The sequence below is a fragment of the Gordonibacter sp. Marseille-P4307 genome (assembly GCF_900604965.1).
Lineage (GTDB): Bacteria > Actinomycetota > Coriobacteriia > Coriobacteriales > Eggerthellaceae > Berryella.
The window spans coordinates 772,825-793,564 of the sequence record NZ_UWPD01000001.1; the positions used below are offsets into that span (position 1 = coordinate 772,825).

Genomic DNA, 20,740 nt, shown 5'->3' on the forward strand with positions numbered 1-20,740 from the left:
GCTCAGTTCAAGCTGCGCTCCACGAACGTTCGGATCGCATCGCTTGCATAACGGGCCGTTCCCTCTCCGAAACGGTCGATGTTCTTGCGGAATGCGGGGGCGGCATGATAGCCGGCCCCGATGTGTCCGAACACCTCGATCGTACAGTCGAAAGCGTAGCGCCTTATATGGCCCAGCAGGGTTTCTGCCAGAGCGAGGTTTTCGGGCGCGTCGGCGGGCAGTCCCTTGGCTCGGTTTTCGGATAGCCCGAAGAATACCTCGTTGAAAGCAGCCTCCACTTCCGATTCCCTTCCTTTTTGCCGAGCGAGCGCCCCTTCGACCATTTCATCGCCGTAGCGCTTCTTAGCTTCTTCGGTGTATTCGAGGCCGTCTTTCCAAGAGAGCCCCGAGAACTTCTCCTCGGTGGTCATAGTCGTTTCCCCTTTGTGGTAGCGGATGGTTTTCTCTAACGTGCGCACAAGCGATGCAAGCCGGCGTTGCTCGCTTTCAAGGAGGGAGAGCTGCTGTTCGAGCATGCCGATGCGGTCGGTTCGCGCTCGTTCGAGCAAATTGCGCGTATCGTTCAGGGAAAAGCCCAGGTACTTGTAGAACAGGATGCTTTGCAGCGTCTCGAGGTCTTCTTCGGTGTAATAACGGTACCCGTTTTCACCCTTGCGCGGGACGAGCAGCCCGATGCGGTCGTAATGGTGCAAGGTGCGCACGGATACGCCCGATAGTGCAGCGGCCTGTTTGATCAGATACACGCTTCCTCCTTCCGGGTCATGTTGTAAACCCTATCCCAACGTAAGGGTCAAGGGGGTTTCACCTTGCTTTGCGGGAAAAATGTCGATATATTTATTCTTAGATTTATATATACTATTTCAAGAATAATTTTGGTCTAGATAATCAAGATTATTCCCGAGTATTGGGGACGGGTGTGTGTCACGAGGGGGAAGCGAGGGGCTATTTTGCATAGTTCTGCCCGTTTTGGAAGGAGGGGCATCTCGGTCTGCCTTGTCGTTGCGCTTGGGCTGTCGTTCACCGGTGCGCCTGTAGCCGCCCAGGCGGCTCCGTCTGCAGATGCTTCGGATGAGGCTCGCGCATCGAGTGCCGAAAGCAGATCATCGGTCATTTCCGATGACCTTGCCGCCGAGCTTGGCAAGGGTGGCGATAGGTTCGACGTGATGGTGCTGTTCAAGGAGAAAGTATCGCTTGACGAGGCGGTGGAGAGTGCATCGAGCGATCCGGCGGAGGGAGCGCTCGAGGTTCGCGAACGCAAAGCAGTGGTTGGAGCGCTTCAGGAAACTGCTGCTCTCAGCCAGGATTCTATTGTTCCGTGGCTCGAGAAGATGAAAGAGGAGGGATCGGTCGAGAGCTACGAGCAGTTCTTCATCATCAACGCCGTGCATGTGGTGGCAAACGCTCAGGTTATTTCAGAGCTTGCTGCCGTCCCTTCGGTTAAGAGCATCGATGTGAACCACGAGCTCACGCGCGACGAGCCGATCGAGGTGAAGCGATTCAACCTGTTCGATATGCTCGGCTTCACGAAAACCGAGGTTGAGTGGAATATCGATCAGGTGGGTGCCGACAACGTATGGGAGAAGTACGGCGTGAACGGAACCGGTGTCACCGTGGGTATCATCGATACGGCGGCCGATGCCACCCATCCGGCGCTGAAGTCCAAATTCCGCGGGTACAACGCCCAGACCGGCGAGCTTACCTATGAGGGAAACTACGTAGACTGCGTGGGGGACACCACCTCGCCCGAACAGGCGCGCTATGTGGCGCATGGAACCCACGTGGCCGGAACCATTCTCGGATCCGAAGTCGAGGAAAACGGCAGCACCTACACGGTGGGCATGGCGCCGGGGGCAACCTGGATCAATGCGCGCGTGTTCAACGACTACCAGAGAACCGACGATGCGGCTTTGGCCCGTGCTGCCGAATGGATGCTGAAACCCGGCGGGGACATCACCAAGGCTCCCTCGATCATCAATAACTCGTGGGGTACCACCGACGGCAAGAACGCCTGGTACGCCCAGTATATCGACGCCTGGCGCGCGGCTGGAATTCTGCCCGTGTTCTCCGCCGGCAACATGGAGCCCGGGGAGAACGAGCCGGTGGCGAGCTCGATCGTCTCTCCGGCAAGCTACGCCAAATCGTTCGCGGTCGCTGCGGTTGACCGTTCGGGAAAGCGCGGATACTTTTCCAAGCTCGGACCTTCCCCCATCAAGGGCGTTACCGGACCCAAGCCCGAGATTTCGGCCCCGGGCGTCGATATCCGCTCGTCCATCAGGGGCGGATACGGTTATATGAACGGCACTTCCATGGCGGCGCCCCACGTTACCGGCGCGGCGGCACTGATCAAATCGGCCAAGCCGACCTTGAGCGACGCCGATATTCAGAACCTGCTCGAGGAAACGGCCACCTCGCTTACCGATAGCGACTATCCCAGTGTACCCAACATGGCGTACGGCTACGGGTGCATCGACGTGTACGATGCCGTGGCCGAGGCGCTGGGGGACGGCACTGCAACCGTGAAGGGAGACGTCACCTGCAACGGGGTACCGGTTAAGGCAGACATCGCGGTTTCCGAAACCGGTCAGACCGCGACTACCGACGAGAAAACGGGCGCCTACGTTTTGAAGCATGCGGCCGGTACCTTTACGGTCACCTGCGATGTGTACGGCTACGAGCACTTCGAAAAGCAGGTCGAGATCAAGAAGGACGAGCCGCTGTCATTCGATATCGCTCTGGTTAAAAAGCAGGTCGGAACCATCAACGGAGTTGTGAGCGACGAAAAGGGAACCCCGGTGGAAGGCGCGCACGTGCGCGTGGTGAACGGAAACGATGCCAATTTGTACGTTACCTCCTCTGCAGGCGAGTTCTCCATTCCCGATCTGCCCGAGGGAAGCTACCGCGTGCGCGTGTTCAAGGAGGGTTTCCGGGCCGAGGAGAAAACCATCGAGGTGAAGGGTTCGGTCGTGTCGGAGGCCTTCGGCCTTACGGAGGCGCCCACCGTGGTGCAGAAGAAGATCTCGCACCATGAGGGCGATGCGAATACCGACGACAGGCTGAATCTGACAATCGGCATGGGCGGCTACATGGGCTGCGCCGTGTGCTTCGTGCCCTACATGGAGGGCGGGGTCATAACGAACGCCTCGGTATACGTGCCCGTGTCGAACCTTAACGGCAACGACAAGGCGAAGCTCTCGATTTTGGAGAAGGACAACCGTGGTCGCACCAAAACCCTGCTCGGCCCTCTCGATGTAACGGTCAAGCAAGGGGTCATGCAGACATTCGACTTGGAAGAATATCAGGTAAAAACCGATAAACCCTACTACGTGGCGATCAGCACTCCCAGCCGCGGTGTAGCGCCTTTCCTGGTGGGAGTGGACAACTCCGGCGATGGTAGCTTCTCCTACATCTATTCCGGATCGAACCTGGTTCCTCTGTCGGGCGAAGGGCTCGACGGCGCCTTGATGATCAGATCCACCATGGAATATCCCGAGGGAGCCAAGGAGCTTTCGATTCAGGTGGGCAAGCCCGCTGTCTCACCGGTCAAGCCGCTCGAGCGCCGCATCAAGGGAATCGCCGCGCCCAATCAGGACCTGAAGTTTACTATCGGGTCCAACAGAATCAATGCCCGCGCAGAGAAGAACGGCAGCTTCTCGGTGGAGGTGCCGTTCGAATACGCCCTCACGCCGGGAACCGAGGTATACGGCTACGGCAAGGATGTGAACGGCCTGCTTAGCGATCCTGCTACCACCTTCGTGACAACCGAGCGCTCCGATCTGGATCGCGCCGTTACCGCCGCGCGCGCCTTGATGAGCAAGAACGTGCTGAGCGCCGAGCAAACAGAATCGCTCGAGAAGCTTCTCGAGGATGCCGGATCGTTCCTCGATACGGTTGATTCCTACGAGTCGGGAGACCAGCTTGAGAAAGCGCGGATAGTCGAACACCAAGAGCAGATCGAGAGCCGAGCCAAGCAGATTCGCCAAACGCTTTTAAGCTTCTCGCCGCATAAGCAGGCGCTGCTCGCCGATATCCAGAAGGCCCAGGCTGAAATCGACGCGTCGGTTCGCAGCAAGGACGGTGCCGGGGTTCCCGTTACGCGTTACTGGGTGACTCCCCTCGATTACATCAACCTTGCTACGGCCATTATCCGCGCCAAGACCAAGTACGAAAGCGTGCTCGCAACCGACGATGAGGTGGACGCGGCCCGTCGGCAACTCGAAAAGGCACTCGGGGTTTTCGATTCGAAGAAGAAGCAGGGCGCTGATGCCGCCGAGGCGGACGAGACGGCCCTGCTGCCCGTTACCCGTGCCATCGAGCGGGCAGCCGATGCTCTGAAGCGCATCAGCGAGTCGGGCGACGGCCGCGACATCGATCCGGCGGCTCGGTGGGCGACGCCAGAGGACCGCTCGAAGCTCGAGGCGGCTATCGATGCCGCGAAGTCTGCCGCGCAGAAGAGTGGCCTGACCGCTGAATCTATCAGGAAGATCCAGGCCGAGATCGACCAGGCAACTGCCGACTTCGAATCCAAGGCGAAGCTTGGATTGCGGGCCGATTTGTCGAAGGTCCGCGATGATCTGCGTAAGACCATCTGGAATGCGAAGGTTCTGCTGTACGAAACCAGGCAGTTCTCGGCTGCAAGGTCTCTGGAGACCGACTTCGCACGTGTGGAATCGGGAGCCGTTTTCTCATCCCTCGCTTCGTTCTCGCTTTCGCCGGAAGCCGTTCTTCCCGGGGCCGGCCCGGTGATCGATCGCGCCTCCTTCATAAAATCCATCGATGCGGCCCAGGCAACATTTTCGGATTCTCGATCGACGCCGTCTGCCTTGGTTACCCAGAACGATTACCTGAACAGGTCTATCAGGCAATACAAGCAAGTAGCTCGAGCTTAGTCCGCTGATTGTCTCTATGCGATAGGAGTGAAATGAACCTCAAGATCTCTACCTCCATCACGAATGTGGCGGTGTCCATGGCGCTTGCCTGCACCGGCGTGCCCGCCGTCGCCCTCGCCCAAGAAGGGGTCCCCTCGGCCTTGGAGGCCAGTGTTATGGGCGCAGAAAACCAGGCCTCCGATTTCACGTTCGCCGACGGTGCGATTACCGCTTACACCGGAACTTCAACCGAAGTGGTCGTTCCCGCATCCATCAACGGACAGGCCGTGAAATCGATTGGGACGGGCGCTTTCAAGGACAAGGGCCTCACCAAGCTGACTCTCAACAAGGGCTTGGAGAGCATCGGCGAGAGCGCCTTCGAGAACAACGCGCTCAAGTCGGTGGAAATTCCCGATACCGTCACCTCCATCGGTGCGAACGCGTTTCGTCTGGCCGGCAGCGCCGATTCGAAGGCCGGCACCGGCCTGAAGGTGAGCGGCATGAAGGGCGTGACCGAGCTTTCCGACGGTTCGTTTAGCGGCATGTACGACCTCTCGCTCGATATCCCCTCTCTGGAAAAGGTGAACGAGAAGGCGTTCGAACCGGCATGGAAGGGCGAGTACTCATACGAGCGCGCCCGCTATGCCCGGCTTTTCACCGGGAACGACAACGCTCATAAGCTTGACAATCTGAAGGGTGTGTACCTGGTTGATCCCGTGACCCTTACCACGGTGTCTAAGGACGCCGACACCGGTGCGGTGCTGAAAACCGAAACGATCCCCGGCGAGTTCGCGACCGACTACTCCAACTACCGCGACCTGGATTCCTTCTTCAAAAAGGGAGAAATGCTTAGCGATCGGAAGGCCGGCGAGACCATTTCGGGGTACGCGCGCCCCGTTGCCGCGCAAACCGTGAAGCTTGACAAGCTGGACACGCGGGTTGAGTTCGCCTACAAGGCGTTCGCCGTCCATGCGCCTGCAGGCGTGGAGAAGACAGCCGAGAAGATCGATGGAAAAACACTTTCCGGCGCCACGGTTGAGCTGTACGCGAAGGTGAAGGAGCCGGGTTCGTACTGGGCCGAAGACGTCAAGCTCGCAACCGCGACTGCTTCCGAGAAGGACGGGTCGTTCTCGTTCTCGCTTAAAGGCCTGCCCAACTTCGATTTGGCGAATTACAAGGACAAGCTCGTGATCAAAGCGAGCACCGCCAAGGATTCCGAGTTCACGGGCACGGCCCCCGACTTCAACGTATCAGTCGGCACCGCCTCTTCAGGCATCGAGCGCGCCGATCAGATTGAATTGAAGGCGAAGCAGGGAGATCCCGTCAGTCTTCCGATTAGCACCCTGGTGCATTTTACCGACGGAACGTCTAAGGAGATGCCGGTGAGCTGGACGAACTCTCGACCTTCGACCGACGTTGCGGGCGACTTCTGGATCAGGGGATCGGTCTACGATGAGTCGAACAACGCGACGAATGTGTTCGCCAAGGTGACGGTCGAAGCTGACGACAAGGTGGAAGCCGCCAACACCGACGCTCTCATGAAAGCTCTCGAGCAGGGGCGCAGCGTCCTTAAGACGGCGCTTTCCAGCAGCACCGACGGCGCAGACGTAGATGCCGAGTCGTACTGGGTACCCGCCTCTGTCTACCAGAAGCTGAGCGATGCGATCGCGAACGGCGACAAGGTTGCGAAAGACAAGTACGCAACGCAGTCAGCGGTGAACGAGGCGGCTGACGCCGTATCTGCCGCCGCGGACGAATTCGCCACGGCCCGCAAGGCCGGAGTGAAGCCGGGAACGGAAATCACCACCGGATCGGTCCAGTACCAGGTATTCGTGGAGACCATGACCGACGGCGTAGACAACCCCGGGATCAAGCTGAAGAACTCTGCAACGGGTGACGTGGTGGAGCCTTCGGTTTCCAAGGATGACGACCACTTCACGCTGAGCTTCGACAAACTGCCGTTCGGAACCTGGCAAGTGATTGCGCCCGATAGCCTGGTGCCGACGGTTCATGATTATGCCACGCGCTTGAAGCTCGCGCATTCGGTGACCCTCAGCAAGGATCATCGCGACTTCGTCGATCATCTGTACTACAAGAAGGGCATTCGCGTCTTCTTCGATATGGATGGCAAGGGTAGAACCGATGGAAAGACCGAGGTGTACTATCTGCCGGGAGAACCGGTGGGGTCTCTCGATTTCCCGTTCGTCGAAACCGACGACAGCCTGGTGTTCGACGGATTCTCTAAGGACAAGGTGAACCTCATCGACCCCTCGTTGGTGGTAACGGGCGATATGACGCTTACGGCTCTGTACCATGCTCCGAAAGGCGATACGGTGAACGAGAACACCGACATCGACGGATATTGGAAGATCGGCGACTTCACCTATGCGCAGGACACCAAATCCGATACCGAGACGCGCGGAAAATGGATGATCACCGGTTTGTCGAATCGCGGCAAAGAAAAACTGAAGAGGAACTCCGAGATCACGCTGCCCACGGCTACGTATCTGAAGGGCGAGAACATCGACACCAACGAGGTCACTTACGTCGGTTGGAAAGCCACCGAGGACGATAGCGCCGACGGCGCCTTCGAGAGCTCCGGCATTACGGCGGTGAACATTCCCGAGGGAATCGTGGGGATCTATCCCTATTCGTTTTTGGACAACAACATTTCGAGCGTGAGCTTCCCCAGCTCTTTGGAGTGGCTGGGCATCGGTTCGTTCATGAAGAGCAACGTGAGGGAAGTGAGGTTCAACGACGGAATCAAGAACATCCGCGAAGGGGCCTTCGCCGACAACGCGCTTACCCATGTGGAGATTCCCGACAGCATCAAGCTGATCGAGCCGTTCGCCTTCTCGGGCAACAAGATTTCGAAGGTGAAGCTCCCCGCTCAGCTTGAAAAGATCCAAAAGCGCGCCTTCTATTCGAACGCGCTGGTGGAGCTTGAGATTCCCACCACGGTCAATTTCATCGAGGATGAGGCGTTCGGAGAAAATAGCGGCATAGTGACGCTTTGGACCACCGATAGAACCAATCCCAATCATCTTTCCGACGGATCGACGTTCAGGATCAACCCCGGAATACCCGACATTGGGCAGGAGGTTGATAAGACCGCTCTGAAAGCCCTTGCCGGAGAGGCGGAGGCGCTTCGGACCAAGACCGTCGTTGCCGATGATGATTCAAAGATCGAAGTCGGTACGTTCTGGGTGACGAAGGAAGCCGATGCTGCGTTGAGCAACGCGCTGATCGAGGCGAACTATCAGCTGGAGAGCGGTGCCGCAACGAAGGAATCCGTCGAATCGGCCCGACTTGCGCTCGACAAGGCGTTTAAAGCGTACAAGCAGGCAAGGAAGCAGAAAGAGAGCGCGCAAGGCGATCAGCCGGGCAAAACCGATGACATCGCAAGCTCTGCCGATAAGGATGCTTTAAGGAAGCTCGTTTCGGAAGCGGGGGACCTGCGCAGGGACGTGCAGGTAGCCAAGGACGGGTCGCACGTTGCCGTGAACAAGTCGTGGGTGACAAAGGAAGCCGATGATGCCTTGGTGATGGCCGTCGGCGCTGCCCAGGCCCGGATCGATGATGAAAAGGCCTCCAAGGACTCCGTCGAGGCGGCTCGCGCGGCGCTCGGCAAGGCGATAGAGGCATTTCGCGAGGCGGTGAAACCCGGAGCCAAGCCCCACGCTTCCTGGAAGCGCATATACGGTGAAGCGGCGCTCGACACCATGGCCGAGATATCTCGTGAAGGATGGGGCAACGGATCGGTCGAAACGGTGGTTCTGGCAACCAGCAGCGGTTACTGGGACGCTCTTTCGGCAAGCGCTCTTGCAGGGGCGTACGGCTCGCCGATCTTGCTTACCGATAGGGACGAGCTTTCGAGTCAGGCTCGCGACGAAATCAAGCGATTGGGTGCCAAAAACGCAATCATCATCGGGGGATCTGCCGCGGTTTCCGAGGCGATAGAAAGCGATCTGTCCGGTCGTATGGGCTTGTCCGTCGAGCGAATCGGCGGACAGGACGCATCCGAGACGGCCGCGATGGTGTCGAGTCGCTCGCACGGGGTGAAGGCATCCGACACCTGCATCGTCGCAACCGTTCATGGGTTCTACGATTCTCTTTCCATCGCTCCTGCGGCCTATGCGAAGGGAATGCCCGTGTTCCTTGCCGATTCCGACAACATCCTCACAACCGACGCGCTCGACCGCATCAAACAAGCGGGTTTTTCAAATGTGGTCATCGTGGGCGGGTCCGCAGCGGTCAGCGCCACGGTTGAGAAGCAGCTGGAGGGCATCGGCCTGACCGGTTCGAGCGTTAAGCGCGTGTTCGGGCAAGACGCCTGGGAAACCTCTGCGGCTATCGCCGAGTACGCGGTATCGAGAGGCTTGTCGTTCGACAGGATGGGCGTCGCGGACGGCTGCGGATACTGGGATGCGCTTGCAGGGGCGGCGTTATGCGGGAAGAACGGCAGCGTCATGGTGCTGGTCCCTCATGGTGATGGCTCCATGTCCTACAACCCGTACTGCATAGACATGGTGGTCAAACCTCACGGCTCTGACATCGCCGAAGGGTATGTGTTCGGAGGCGAGTTTGCCGTTGCGGAATCTACCATGGATGCCCTGGTTGCCGCCACGAAAGTGAACAGGTGATAGAGCCAGTCGTTTGATCGAGCCGGTTCGAGCTTGCATAGTCGAACCGGCTATTCCAGGCGCGTCTGTCCTTCGGTTTCCGCGACGAGACGAGCCGCTGGTCGGAAAACCTCGAACCCATCTGCGCTAGAACGGGGGAGTTCCGAAACGTCCGCACAGCAGGCGATGTTTCTTTGATCAGGCAATCTTATGATTCTGTGCTACAATATCGGCATGGGAAAACGGATCAGGGACATCGACTCCGAAGTGCTCTGCGTCGACGAGCACCTGCACACCGGGTCGTTTTCGGCATTCAGATCGGTTCATCTGTCCACGTTCGTCTTCGCGTTCTTCGGTATTGGCTTTTATCGCCTGTGGTACCAGTTCAACTTCTACAACCTGCATTTTTCCGTCGATCTCGGGATGGTCACGGTGGCTGCCAACGTCGTGCGCGCCGGCGTGATCTTCTTGCTGGTGCTGCTGGTCTACAGGGCCGGATTCACGCGCGCCGGACGCGGAGTGTTCGTGTGGTCGGGGTTTGTCCTCATGACCGCTTCGAGCCTCCTGTATCTGATCGATCTGTTCTTCGACCAGACGTCTTTCGAGTCCCTGCGCATCGTCATCGGCGGGGTTGGTTTGGTGGGTGGAGAGGTGATCTGGATCTTTTTCCTGGAGCGCTTGAAGCCGGCTCAGGTGTTCATGTACGCGGCGGGAGGCTTGGCGCTTTCCTGCGCTTTGTCGCTTGCGATGGGGTATCTTGATCCCGCCGTTGCTGGAATGGTGAACCTGTTCGTTCCCGCCCTCTCGGTGTTTTCGTATTGGCAGGCGATGTCCGAACTGGATAAACGCTCCGAAGCATCCGAGCGCACCGGCGATGCGCTGTATGAAAGCCCTGGGCAGTTTCTCGGTATCGTGCAGATAGTGGCGGCCTTCTTCCTGTACGCGCTTTTGCTGGGCGTTGCGCTGGGGTATCCCGACGGGAGGCTGCGCGAGCTGTCTCAGGCGGCTCGGTCTGTCCATCAGGTTCTCGTGGTCGCGCTTTTGTGCGCGGTGGTGTGGTTCGCTCTCGTGCGCGGGAGGGCTTTCAAGCTCTCGGGGTACTGGCTTTTCCAAAATGCACTGATGATGGCCAGCATCTGTTTCCTGATGAGCGGCGCCCCCCTGGCTGAAGAGGCGAGCACCTTCCTGCTTACCAATGCCATCACGTGCTTCTACATACCTCTGGTGTATTTCATCTGCCTGATCGCGCGTCATGTTCGGTGGCCGGCGACGTTGGTGTACGCAGTGGTGTACGGAGGTTCGCTTCTGTTCATGGCGGGTGGCAGGGTTGTGGTCTACCGCATCGGCCCGACGCTCGATCACAGTCTGTGGTTGCTTATCGTTATGGCGGTTCTGGTGCTTGTCGAATCGACTTTGGTCATCAGACCGAAGCTCATGGGCGACACGGTGCTGGGATTCGAGATCGACCGGATCGATGCGAGGCGTCTGTCTCCCGAGACCTTCTGGGCATCGACCCCTCCGATTGCGCAAGCGGGCTGCGGTTTTGCTGAAGCTTATGGCTTGACCTCGGTTGAAGGGTCGATCATCCGGCTGATTGCGCAAGGAAGGAGCAGAAGCTTCATAGCGGATGCCCTGAACTATTCGGAAAACACTATTCGAAACTATACGCGCACGGCGTACCGCAAAGTGGGGGTTCATTCCAAGCAGGAGCTTATCGATAGGGTGGTGGAGTTTTCGGGTGTTCCCGAGGAGACGGACGGATAAGCCGCCTTGCTTTTCCGACGATGCCGGCTGTGCTGCGAACAAGGAAGCCCCCTGTTTCTCGTGGCTGAAAAACAGGGGGCTTCTCGATGGTCGGCGCGTTGATGCAAGGCGGAAAGCGCGTCGAGACGCCGTTTGCGGCAGCGGTTAACGGACTGTCGCCCGTGCGGATTCCGCGGCGTTTTTACCTGCGCTGCGCCCGAACGTCACGCAGTCGGCGATGGCGTTTCCGCCAAGCCTGTTGCTTCCATGGATTCCCCCGGTGCATTCACCGCATGCGAACAGGCCCTGAACAACCGATCCGTTCGCGTCGAGCGCGTGGGCGTCCACATCGATGCGGATGCCGCCCATGGTATGGTGCACGGTGGGAACCTTACGGCAGGCGTACCAGGGTCCTTCGGTAAGCTCCTTGTCGGCGGAGTTGTTCGCTTTGAACCCGAAGGGATCTTCGGCCATACCCGAAACCGTCTTGTTATAGCCGTCGATGGACGCTTGCAGCTTATCGGGATCCATACCGCATGCTGCGGCCAGATCCTTCACGTTTTCTCCTTTTACGATATGCTCGAGCGCCAGCATGTTTTCGATGGTGGCTCCGTTTGCGTCGGGTTCGGTCTCGGATGGGTAGCGCACCTTGTTAACGACGATCCAGTAGGTCGAATCGGGCTGGGCGAAGATGGCTTTGCAGAGGGTGTCGCGCTCGGCGCCCTCGTTCACGAAGCGCTCGCCGTTCTTGTTCACGAAGATGCGGTTGCGACCCGAGGTGCGGATGTCTTCCATCAGACCGGTGCCGGGCGTGCCGCAGGGATGCAGCTGGATGTCGGGTAGGCCTACCAGCTGCGCTCCGGCATCCTCGGCAAGTTTGAGACCTTCGCCCTGAGCGCAGGGCTTGATGTTGGTGCATCCGATGGTGTCGTCAAGCTTCACGTCGGCCCACACGCCGGTGTTTACCTGCTGACGGTACTCGACGTTGGCGCCGAACCCGCCCGTGGCGACGACGACCGCCTTCGCCTTCACGGTCACCTCGTCTTTTTTGCGGTGAAGGCCCTTGATTCCCGTGATCGCCCCGTCTTCGACGACGAGGGACGTTACCTGCGTTTCGTGCAGGATGGTCATCTGATCGGCGTGGGCTTCGGCGAAAGCCTCGAAGGCGCGGATGTAGGTGTTGCCCGAAGGGGTGGCCGGGTAGTGGCTGCGCTCTCCCAGCGATCCTGTGGCAGACCCCACCTTCTCCTTGAACTCGACGCCCAGCGACTCAAGCCAATGAACCGAATCGAGCGCGTTATCCACAAGGTAGCGAATCAGCTCGGGCGTACCTTCCTCGTGACCGCCCTTGAAGGTGGTTTCGTAGAACTTGTCGACGGAGTCTTCGATGCTCTGCTTGCCCTGACGGTCGGGATCGACGGCGTTCAGCGCCCCTTCGGAAACATTGGTGGAGCCTCCCGTGATGCCGCATTTCTCGACGACGATCACCTTGGCGCCGGCCTGCACGGCCGAGATAGCGGCGGTCAACCCCGCACCGCCCGCACCTATCACGCAGACGTCGGCTGTGTAACCGGCCTCTATCCTGTCTTCGGGTCCTTCGGCCTTCGCGAGGCTTTTGGAAGCTCCTGCCTGGTCCGCGCATTCTTTCAAGCCTTGCTGGAAGCACATGCTGGAAAGGGTGGCGCCGGTTACGGCATCGAGGTTGCTGCTCTGGTACTGCAGGGCTTTCTCGGAAAGCTTTTCGAGTGCCGAGGCGCCCACGCCCAAGGACTCCTGGTTCGTTGCGAAGTCGATGGAGGTAATGGCCTTATCCGAGAAGGTGACGTCGATGGTGAACGGCGCGTTGTGGCCGGTGACGTTCGCCGTGTAGGTTCCCGCTTTCCAAGCTGCTGACGCTGCGGGCTTGGCGGGCGAACAAGCGCTGAGACCCGCTCCCATAAGTCCCCCATAGACACCAAGTGCCACCGTCCCCTTCAGAAAGGTGCGGCGATCGAGCCAGGGACTCTCGTTCCGATCGGTCATGACGATTCTCCTTTCGCCTGCATGCAGGCATCGTTTTCCCCTGATCAGACTATAAGATGCGGCCTTTGTCCTGACTAGGATCAAAAGGTACCCGCTTGTGTCCAAAAGGTACTTTCGCCCTGTTGTTCACGGGGGCTCGTCTACGGGGAAGATCACAACGACGCTCACTAGGGCAACGCTCTTTCTCGGATGCGGGAGGGAATGCGTTATCTGCGCTAGAATGGGGTTCTTTGCATGAAGAAGAGAGGTTCCGATGGCGTTTCTGCTTGGCTGCGAGAAGGTTGGTCTCGAGTTCCCGACGAAGACCGTGTTCGAGTCCGTGTCGTTGGGCGTGGACGAGGGTGCGCGCATCGGCATCGTCGGGCGCAACGGGGATGGCAAGTCGACGCTTCTGTCGCTGCTTGCCGGCGCGATCGAACCCGATGCGGGGCGCGTGGTTCGCACGCGCGATGTGACGGTGGGGTTGCTCAGCCAGACCGACAGGCTGTCAGACGACGACACCGTGCACCATGCGATCGTGGGCGATATGCCCGAGTACGAATGGGCGGCCTCGCCGACGATCCGTTCGATCATAGACGGCCTTGCGGGCGACGTTGCCTGGGAGGGCCGCGTGGGCGATCTGTCGGGAGGCCAGCGACGTCGCGTCGATCTGGCTCGCCTGCTGGTGGGCGACTGGGATGTCCTTATGCTGGACGAGCCGACGAACCACCTGGATGTGCGGGCTATCGCCTGGCTGGCCGACCATCTGAAGAGCCGCTGGAAAGACGGCCAAGGGGCCTTGCTGGTGGTTACCCACGACCGGTGGTTCCTCGATGAAGTGTGTCTGAACATGTGGGAAGTGCACGATCGCATCATCGAACCGTTCGAGGGCGGGTTTTCGGCCTACATCATGCAGCGTGTCGAGCGCGATCGCGTGGCGGCGGTTATGGAGGAGCGCCGCCAGAACAAGCTGAGGCGCGAGTTGGCCTGGCTGTCGCGCGGCGCCCGCGCTCGTTCGACCAAGCCCAAGTTTCACGTTGCGGCCGCTCAAGCGCTCATCGCCGATGTTCCTCCGCTGCGAAACGAGATCGAGTTGAAGCGGATGGCCGTCGCCCGTCTGGGCAAGGAGGTCATCGACTTCAAAGGGGTGTCGGTAGCGTTCGGGGATCGCCGTGTGCTGGACGGCATTACCTGGCTTGTCGGTCCGGGCGATCGCATCGGGTTGGTGGGCTGCAACGGCGCGGGGAAAACCACGCTGCTGCGCTCCATGCAGGGCCTCCAGCAGGTTTCCGCGGGACGCGTCAAAATCGGAAAGACCGTGAAGTTCGCGGTTCTGTCCCAGCATCTTGACGAGCTGACGGCTTTGGGAAGCGATCGCGTGCGCGTGGTGATCGGGCGCTATCATACGCGCGTGATGCTGGACGGCAAAGAGCAGACGCCCGCCCAGCTGCTCGAGCGCCTGGGCTTCACGAAAAGCGACCTGAACGAGCCGGTGTGCGATCTTTCGGGCGGTCAGAAACGCCGCCTGGCGCTGATGCTGATTCTGCTGGACGAGCCGAACGTGCTGATCCTCGACGAGCCGGGAAACGATCTGGACGTCGATATGCTGGCGGCGGTCGAAGACCTTCTTGACGGCTGGCCGGGAACCCTGATTCTCGTCACGCACGACCGCTATCTTATGGAGCGCGTCACCGACGACCAGTACGCGCTTATCGGCGGCCGTCTTCGCCACCTTCCCGGAGGCGTGGACGAATACCTGCAACTCGCTGATGAGGAAACCGCCGCGGCTCGCACGATGGTCGGTGCAGGAACGGGGTGTCGGGAGGGCGCTTCGGCGCCTGCGGGCTCCAAGGGAGAAAGCGGACTTTCCAATGCGGAGGAACGTGCTCTGAAAAAGCTGGTTTCATCGCTTGACCGCAAGATGTCCACGGCGCGCAAGAAGAGAGCGGCCCTTCAATCATCGATGCTGGAAGTCGATCCGACGGACTTCGTGAAGCTGGGAGAAGTTCAGACTCGGATAGACGAAGTGCAGAGGCAGCTGGAGGAATACGAGCTGGAGTGGCTGGAGGCCTCCGAGAAGCTCGAGGGGTAAGCGTTTTGTGCGCTTTCCCCGCATTGCTTGCCCGTTCCTAAAAGTTTGCGAGAAATGTTGTAGGAACAACATACAGTTGTGCGCATGGCGCGTAGGTTGGATCCATTGTCAATCCCATTGAGAGGCGGGACCATGGAATCCAAGATGTATTGCTATCAGTGTCAGGAAACGGCCGGCTGCAGCGCCTGCACCGTTTCCGGTGTGTGCGGAAAGTCTCCCGAGACCGCAAATCTGCAGGACCTCCTTATGTTTGCGACGCGCAACCTCGCCCGCGCGACCACCGCTTTGCGCGCGCGGGGCGTCGAGATCGACAACGCCGTGAACTACCTGGTGACCGAGAACCTGTTCGTCACCATCACCAATGCCAACTTCGACGACGAGGTTATCGCCGCCCGCATCGGCCAGACCGTGAAAACCACCCTCGAGCTGAACGGAAAGCTGGGAGACGCGTCCATAGAAGCATGGGATGGCCAGGGCGATTGGGATGCTCTTTCTTCCCAAGTCGGCGTTATGGCTACCGAGAACGAAGACGTTCGCAGCCTGCGCGAGCTTATCACCTACGGCCTGAAGGGCATGGCCGCCTACAACCATCACGTCAACGCGTTCGGCACCTTCGTGCCCGAGGTCGATGCATTTCTGCAGGATGCCCTGGCCAAGACCCGCGACGATTCTCTGAGCGTCGATGCGCTTGTCGCGCTTGCCCTCGAGACCGGCAAGTACGGCGTGGATGTCATGGCCGCACTTGATGCCGCGAACACCGGCGCATACGGCAACCCCGAGATCACCAGCGTCAACATCGGCGTGCGCAACAACCCCGCCATTCTGGTTTCCGGTCACGACCTGCACGACCTCGAGATGCTGCTCGAGCAGACCCAGGGTACGGGCGTGGACGTGTACACGCATTCCGAGATGCTTCCCGCCCATTACTATCCCGAGTTCAAAAAGTACGATAACCTGGTGGGCAATTACGGCAACGCCTGGTGGAAGCAGCGCGAGGAGTTCAAGAGCTTCAACGGCCCCATCCTGTTCACCACGAACTGCATCGTTCCCCCGCGCGGCGAGGTGGCCCAGCGCATCTACACCACCGGGGCCTCGGGCTTTGCGGGCTGTCCGCACATCGAGGCCGACGAGAACGGCCGCAAGGACTTCAGCGCCATCATCGAGCATGCAAAGCGCTGCGATCCCCCCGTTCAGATCGAGGAGGGCGCCTTGGTCGGCGGTTTCGCTCACAGCCAGGTGCTCGCCCTTGCCGACGCCGTGGTCGATGCGGTGAAGTCCGGAGCCATCAAGAAGTTCGTTGTCATGGCCGGCTGCGACGGCCGTGCGAAGAGCCGTAACTACTACACCGATTTCGCCAAGGCGCTTCCGAAAGATACCGTGATCCTGACGGCGGGCTGTGCGAAGTACAAGTACAACAAACTCGACCTTGGCGACATCAACGGCATTCCCCGCGTACTCGATGCGGGTCAGTGCAACGATTCGTATTCGCTTGCGGTGATCGCGATGAAGCTTCAGGAGGCGTTCGGACTCGACGACATCAACGATCTTCCCATCGTCTACAACATCGCTTGGTACGAGCAAAAGGCCGTTATCGTGCTTCTCGCCCTGCTCCACCTGGGCGTGAAGAACATCCACCTCGGGCCCACCCTGCCGGCGTTCCTCTCGCCGACGGTTGCCGGCGTCCTCGTCGAGAACTTCGGCATCGCCGGCATCGGTACGGTGGAAGACGACCTTGCGCTGTTCTTCGGCGAAGAGGCAGCCGCTGCCAAGGGCGACACCGTCACCGCCGATATGCTGGTGGGCGAGATCATCCGCAAGCACCCCGGCGCGATTGCCGTTCTGGAAGCGGCCGGCATGGGCTGCATGGGCTGTCCCGCCTCGCAAAGCGAATCGCTGGCCGATGCGGCGCTGGTTCACGGACTGGCGGTCGAACCCCTCCTTGAGAAGCTGAACGCTTAGCCCGCACGCGCCGATTCTTCCCCGATGCGCTCCCTGCTCCTCTGCGCGCATCGGGGGGGTCACCCTGTCTGAATCGAAGCCGCGCCCGTCTCGACTGAAAGGAACTCCATGAGCGCATTTCTGGGCCCCATCCATCATCGCATGTACGCGAAGGCTCGGTCCGTCCATAAGATCGCCGAGGAAATCGCGTTGTTTTCCGACGATCGGGGGTGGACGTCCGGGCTCGCCGAGGCCCTCGCAGCCGCTTGGCCCGCTCCGCAAGGCGAGATCGAGCAGGTTATCGATCTTTCCCAGATTCATGGAAGCCTCAACGTGCTGGTGGACGACGCCGAGCGGGCCCTTGCGTTCGCGTGCGCTTCCGCGGCCGATCATATCGACGATCTGGCATGCCATCTTGAGCAGCTGGGAGCTCGAGCCGCGGCTCGAGCGGGTACGTTGGAGCTTGCCGCTGCATGGAACTCTCTGGATGCGGCCTGGCTCGACGGCATGCCGTGCGACGGGTTGATGTCGCTGGTGTCGAACGAACCCTATGAGATCATCTGGCGCATCGATGTGGCGGCCCACGCAGCCGTCGGGTACGAGGCTTTGCGCACCGCCTGGATGCGCGGATTCGCCCTCGAATCGGGTTTCGCGTTCTCCCCGCTGGGAGCCGGTACGTTTCGCCTGAGCACGGAGGTATAGCATGCTGCTGATCGATATTCTGGTTGAAGAGCACAACCGCATCCTCGAGGTCGCCGCTCATCTTGAGCAGATGAGCATCGACCTTATGGAGCGCGATATGTTCGATGCGGACGAGTTCTCGTCCACCATCAAGTTCATTCGAGAGTTCGGCGATGCAACCCACCACATGAAAGAAGAGGATCTTCTGTTCGCCGAAATGACCAAGCAACTGGGAAAGGTTGCCGAAAACCTTATCCAGCACGGCATGATGGTCGAGCATGACGAGGGGCGCATGTGCGTAAGGGAGCTTTCCGCCGCTTGCGAACGTTACGCTGCGAATCCTTCGGCAGCCGACAAGTTGGAGATCATCAGCTGGGGCATGGAGTACGTGCACATGATCCGCCGCCATATCGAGAAGGAGAACACGGTGGTGTATCCCTTCGCCGAGCGTCAGCTTGATGCTGAAACCTGGGAGCGATTGAACCGCGAGGCGCTTGCATACGTTCCCAAAATAGACTGAGAAGCCCTCGTTAGTCCCTCGTCAGAAACGTGGCTCTACGAGAGCGAAAAGGCTCCCTCGATCGAGGGGGCCTTTTTGTTGCAAAGGGGTTCGTTGCTGTATATACTGTATATATCGTACATATACAGTATGCATGCTATGTCGATTGAATTCCGCAAAAGGACGGCTTTTGCGGGAACGGAGAAGCACGTGAATATCGTCATTTCAAATTCGGGGGACCGTCCGATCTACGAGCAGATCGCCTCTCAGATCCGCGATGCGATCCTTTCGGGGGATCTGGGCGAGGGGGATGCGCTTCCCTCTATCAGGTCGCTTGCGACCGATCTGAGGGTCAGCGTCATCACCACGAAGCGCTCCTATACCGAATTGGAGTCGCAAGGGTTCATCGACACGATTCCCGGCAAGGGCAGCTTCGTTGCGGGGGGTAGCGGCGATCTGCTGCGCGAGCAACGCATCCGTCAGGTTGAGCGGCAGCTGGAAGCGGCGCTGTCGTCGGCTCGGTCGGCGGGTCTTTCTCTATCCGATGTGCATGACATGATCGACGCCCTCACCGAGGGCGCGGTGTAGGAAGGAGCGAACGTATGGAAAGCCTTGTTTCGATACGGGACCTCGAGAAACGCTTCGGTGATTTCAAGCTCGAGTCCATCGATCTGAGCGTCGATGCGGGGTGCGTGACCGGTCTGGTGGGGTCCAACGGCGCGGGTAAATCGACCACCATCAAATCGCTTCTTGGTTTGGTGAATCCCGATGCGGGGAGGATCGCCCTGTTCGGCGAAGAGCTGTTCGGCCCCGCTTCCGAAGGCGGGTGTAGGCGGGCTGCGGCGATCGATTATCGGCAGTGTATGGCGCAGGTGGGATATGTTCCCGATACCTGCCCGTTTCCGTTGACGCTTCCTTTGAGCAGCATCGATCCTTTGGGTCGAGCTATGCATGCCACCTGGGATTCCGCGCGATTCAACCGGTTGTTGGGCGAGTTTGGGATCACGGGGAAAAAGACCGTCAAGCAGCTTTCCCGCGGCATGACGATGAAGCTGTCGCTGGCCGCCGCCCTGTCGTTCGAGACGCGCCTGCTTGTTCTGGACGAGGCGACGGCGGGCCTTGATCCGATAGCCAGAGACGAAACCCTCGACATCCTGCTCGATTACGTTTCCGATGGGGAGCACGGCATCCTGTTCTCTACCCATATCACATCCGATCTGGAAAAAGTGGCCGATACGGTGGTATGCATCGATGCGGGACGCGGCGTGTTCGACGTTCCGAAAGACGACCTGAGGGAGCGGTTCGGGGTTGCGCACTGTCGTACCGATCAGGTTGAACCGGTGACGGCGCACTGCAAGGCCGCCGGGGACCGCGCGCTGGCTCGGCGCCACGCCTACAGCGTGGACGTTCTGGTGCCCGACCGATTCGGCTTCGCCCGCGCGTTTCCCGACATCCCATGCGATCCGATCAGCATCGAGGAGTTCATGACGTTTCACATCAGGGGGGAGGAACTATGAGGGAGAACATACTGACCGACTGGATCATCGTGCGCTGGAGCATCGTGTCGGCTATGGGCATATCGCTTGCGGCTGCGCTGGTCGCAGCCTTCTTCTCGGGGAATCCGGCGCTGTTCATCGGCCTGATGGGATTCCAGATCCCGTATCTGTACCTGGCAACGGCGTTCAACGCCGAAGCCGACCAGGGTTGGCTGAATCTCAGGCTTGCGGCGAATCCCGATCGGGCAAGCTTGGTCGCCGCCCGGTATGTGATGATGCTTGCCGTCATGGCTGCATCGGCGGTGCTGTCATTGGTTCTGTACATGGTGCTTATGGCCGGGATCACCGCGCTGGCGCCCGCCGTCGGGGTTCTTGCGGATTGGTTGGATAACGCCGAGATCTCCCGGGGTGCGGCCGTGCTGTGCGCGGTGGTGGCTTCGTTCATGAGCGGTTTGTCCGGCGCGATTTCGTTTCCCTTTACGTTCAAGTCGGGCCTCACGAAGGCCACGTCCTTTGCTCCTATGGCGTTGTTCCTTCTGATGTGCTTTGGTTTGTATGCGGCGCAGGGTCTGTTCGCGGGCTCTGTCGTCGCCGATTGGGTGGGCGGTCTGCTCATGACGTTCGGAGCCGACGGGGTCGCGTACCTAGCTGCGGCTCTATTCGCGGGTGCGACCTGCGTGGCTATGGGGGCGAGCTATCTTGTGGCTTGTCGTATGTTCGAACGCCGCGATATTTAGTGCGAATGCGTCGTTTTCGGAGTTTCCGCTGCAATCCAAAGCGCTATCCTGAACCGAGCACTCACA

12 protein-coding genes are annotated in these 20,740 nt (G+C 59.6%); 10 read left to right on the forward strand and 2 right to left on the reverse strand.

Annotated features, from left to right (window positions below; genetic code table 11):
* Positions 1-2: 2 nt before the first annotated feature.
* Complete coding sequence (locus EIH26_RS03460; protein WP_124060849.1) at positions 3-743, reverse strand: MerR family transcriptional regulator; 741 nt, start codon at positions 741-743, stop codon at positions 3-5.
* Between the two features lie 204 nt (positions 744-947).
* On the opposite strand from EIH26_RS03460, the gene EIH26_RS03465 reads away from it, so the two are divergent.
* The 3 genes from EIH26_RS03465 to EIH26_RS03475 all read left to right on the forward strand — a co-directional run bounded on the left by EIH26_RS03465 (position 948) and on the right by EIH26_RS03475 (position 11,251).
* The gene (locus EIH26_RS03465; protein WP_124060851.1) at positions 948-4,886 is read left to right on the forward strand and encodes a S8 family serine peptidase; all 3,939 of its coding nucleotides are present in this window, start codon (positions 948-950) and stop codon (positions 4,884-4,886) included.
* Between the two features lie 32 nt (positions 4,887-4,918).
* The gene (locus EIH26_RS03470) at positions 4,919-9,508 is read left to right on the forward strand and encodes a leucine-rich repeat protein (RefSeq protein WP_124060853.1); all 4,590 of its coding nucleotides are present in this window, start codon (positions 4,919-4,921) and stop codon (positions 9,506-9,508) included.
* A 189-nt stretch (positions 9,509-9,697) separates the two neighbouring features.
* A complete protein-coding gene (locus EIH26_RS03475; RefSeq protein WP_124060855.1) occupies positions 9,698-11,251 on the forward strand; it encodes a response regulator transcription factor in 1,554 nt (517 codons plus the stop codon).
* A gap of 144 nt (positions 11,252-11,395) precedes the next feature.
* On the opposite strand, the gene EIH26_RS03480 is transcribed toward EIH26_RS03475, so the two are convergent.
* The gene (locus EIH26_RS03480) at positions 11,396-13,252 is read right to left on the reverse strand and encodes a flavocytochrome c (RefSeq protein WP_124060857.1); all 1,857 of its coding nucleotides are present in this window, start codon (positions 13,250-13,252) and stop codon (positions 11,396-11,398) included.
* 253 nt (positions 13,253-13,505) lie between these two features.
* On the opposite strand from EIH26_RS03480, the gene EIH26_RS03485 reads away from it, so the two are divergent.
* The 7 genes from EIH26_RS03485 to EIH26_RS03515 all read left to right on the forward strand — a co-directional run bounded on the left by EIH26_RS03485 (position 13,506) and on the right by EIH26_RS03515 (position 20,674).
* On the forward strand, positions 13,506-15,323 hold the full coding sequence (locus tag EIH26_RS03485; protein WP_124060859.1) for an ABC-F family ATP-binding cassette domain-containing protein: 1,818 nt from the start codon (positions 13,506-13,508) through the stop codon (positions 15,321-15,323).
* A 132-nt stretch (positions 15,324-15,455) separates the two neighbouring features.
* The gene (gene hcp, locus EIH26_RS03490) at positions 15,456-17,282 is read left to right on the forward strand and encodes a hydroxylamine reductase (protein ID WP_124060861.1); all 1,827 of its coding nucleotides are present in this window, start codon (positions 15,456-15,458) and stop codon (positions 17,280-17,282) included.
* Positions 17,283-17,390: 108 nt separating this feature from the next.
* On the forward strand, positions 17,391-17,963 hold the full coding sequence (locus tag EIH26_RS03495; RefSeq protein WP_124060863.1) for a hypothetical protein: 573 nt from the start codon (positions 17,391-17,393) through the stop codon (positions 17,961-17,963).
* A gap of 1 nt (position 17,964) precedes the next feature.
* Positions 17,965-18,462: a hemerythrin domain-containing protein gene (locus tag EIH26_RS03500; RefSeq protein WP_124060865.1), complete on the forward strand. Its 498-nt coding sequence runs from the start codon at positions 17,965-17,967 to the stop codon at positions 18,460-18,462.
* A gap of 189 nt (positions 18,463-18,651) precedes the next feature.
* Positions 18,652-19,029, forward strand: coding sequence for a GntR family transcriptional regulator (locus EIH26_RS03505; protein ID WP_124060866.1), 378 nt, complete (start codon positions 18,652-18,654; stop codon positions 19,027-19,029).
* 14 nt (positions 19,030-19,043) lie between these two features.
* Entirely contained in the window at positions 19,044-19,958 is a 915-nt protein-coding gene (locus EIH26_RS03510) for an ABC transporter ATP-binding protein (protein ID WP_124060868.1), read from the forward strand.
* Positions 19,955-20,674, forward strand: a complete 720-nt coding sequence (locus EIH26_RS03515) for an ABC-2 transporter permease (RefSeq protein WP_164470970.1) — start codon at positions 19,955-19,957, stop codon at positions 20,672-20,674. Before EIH26_RS03510 ends, EIH26_RS03515 begins: the two co-directional genes overlap by 4 nt.
* Positions 20,675-20,740 lie beyond the last annotated feature (66 nt).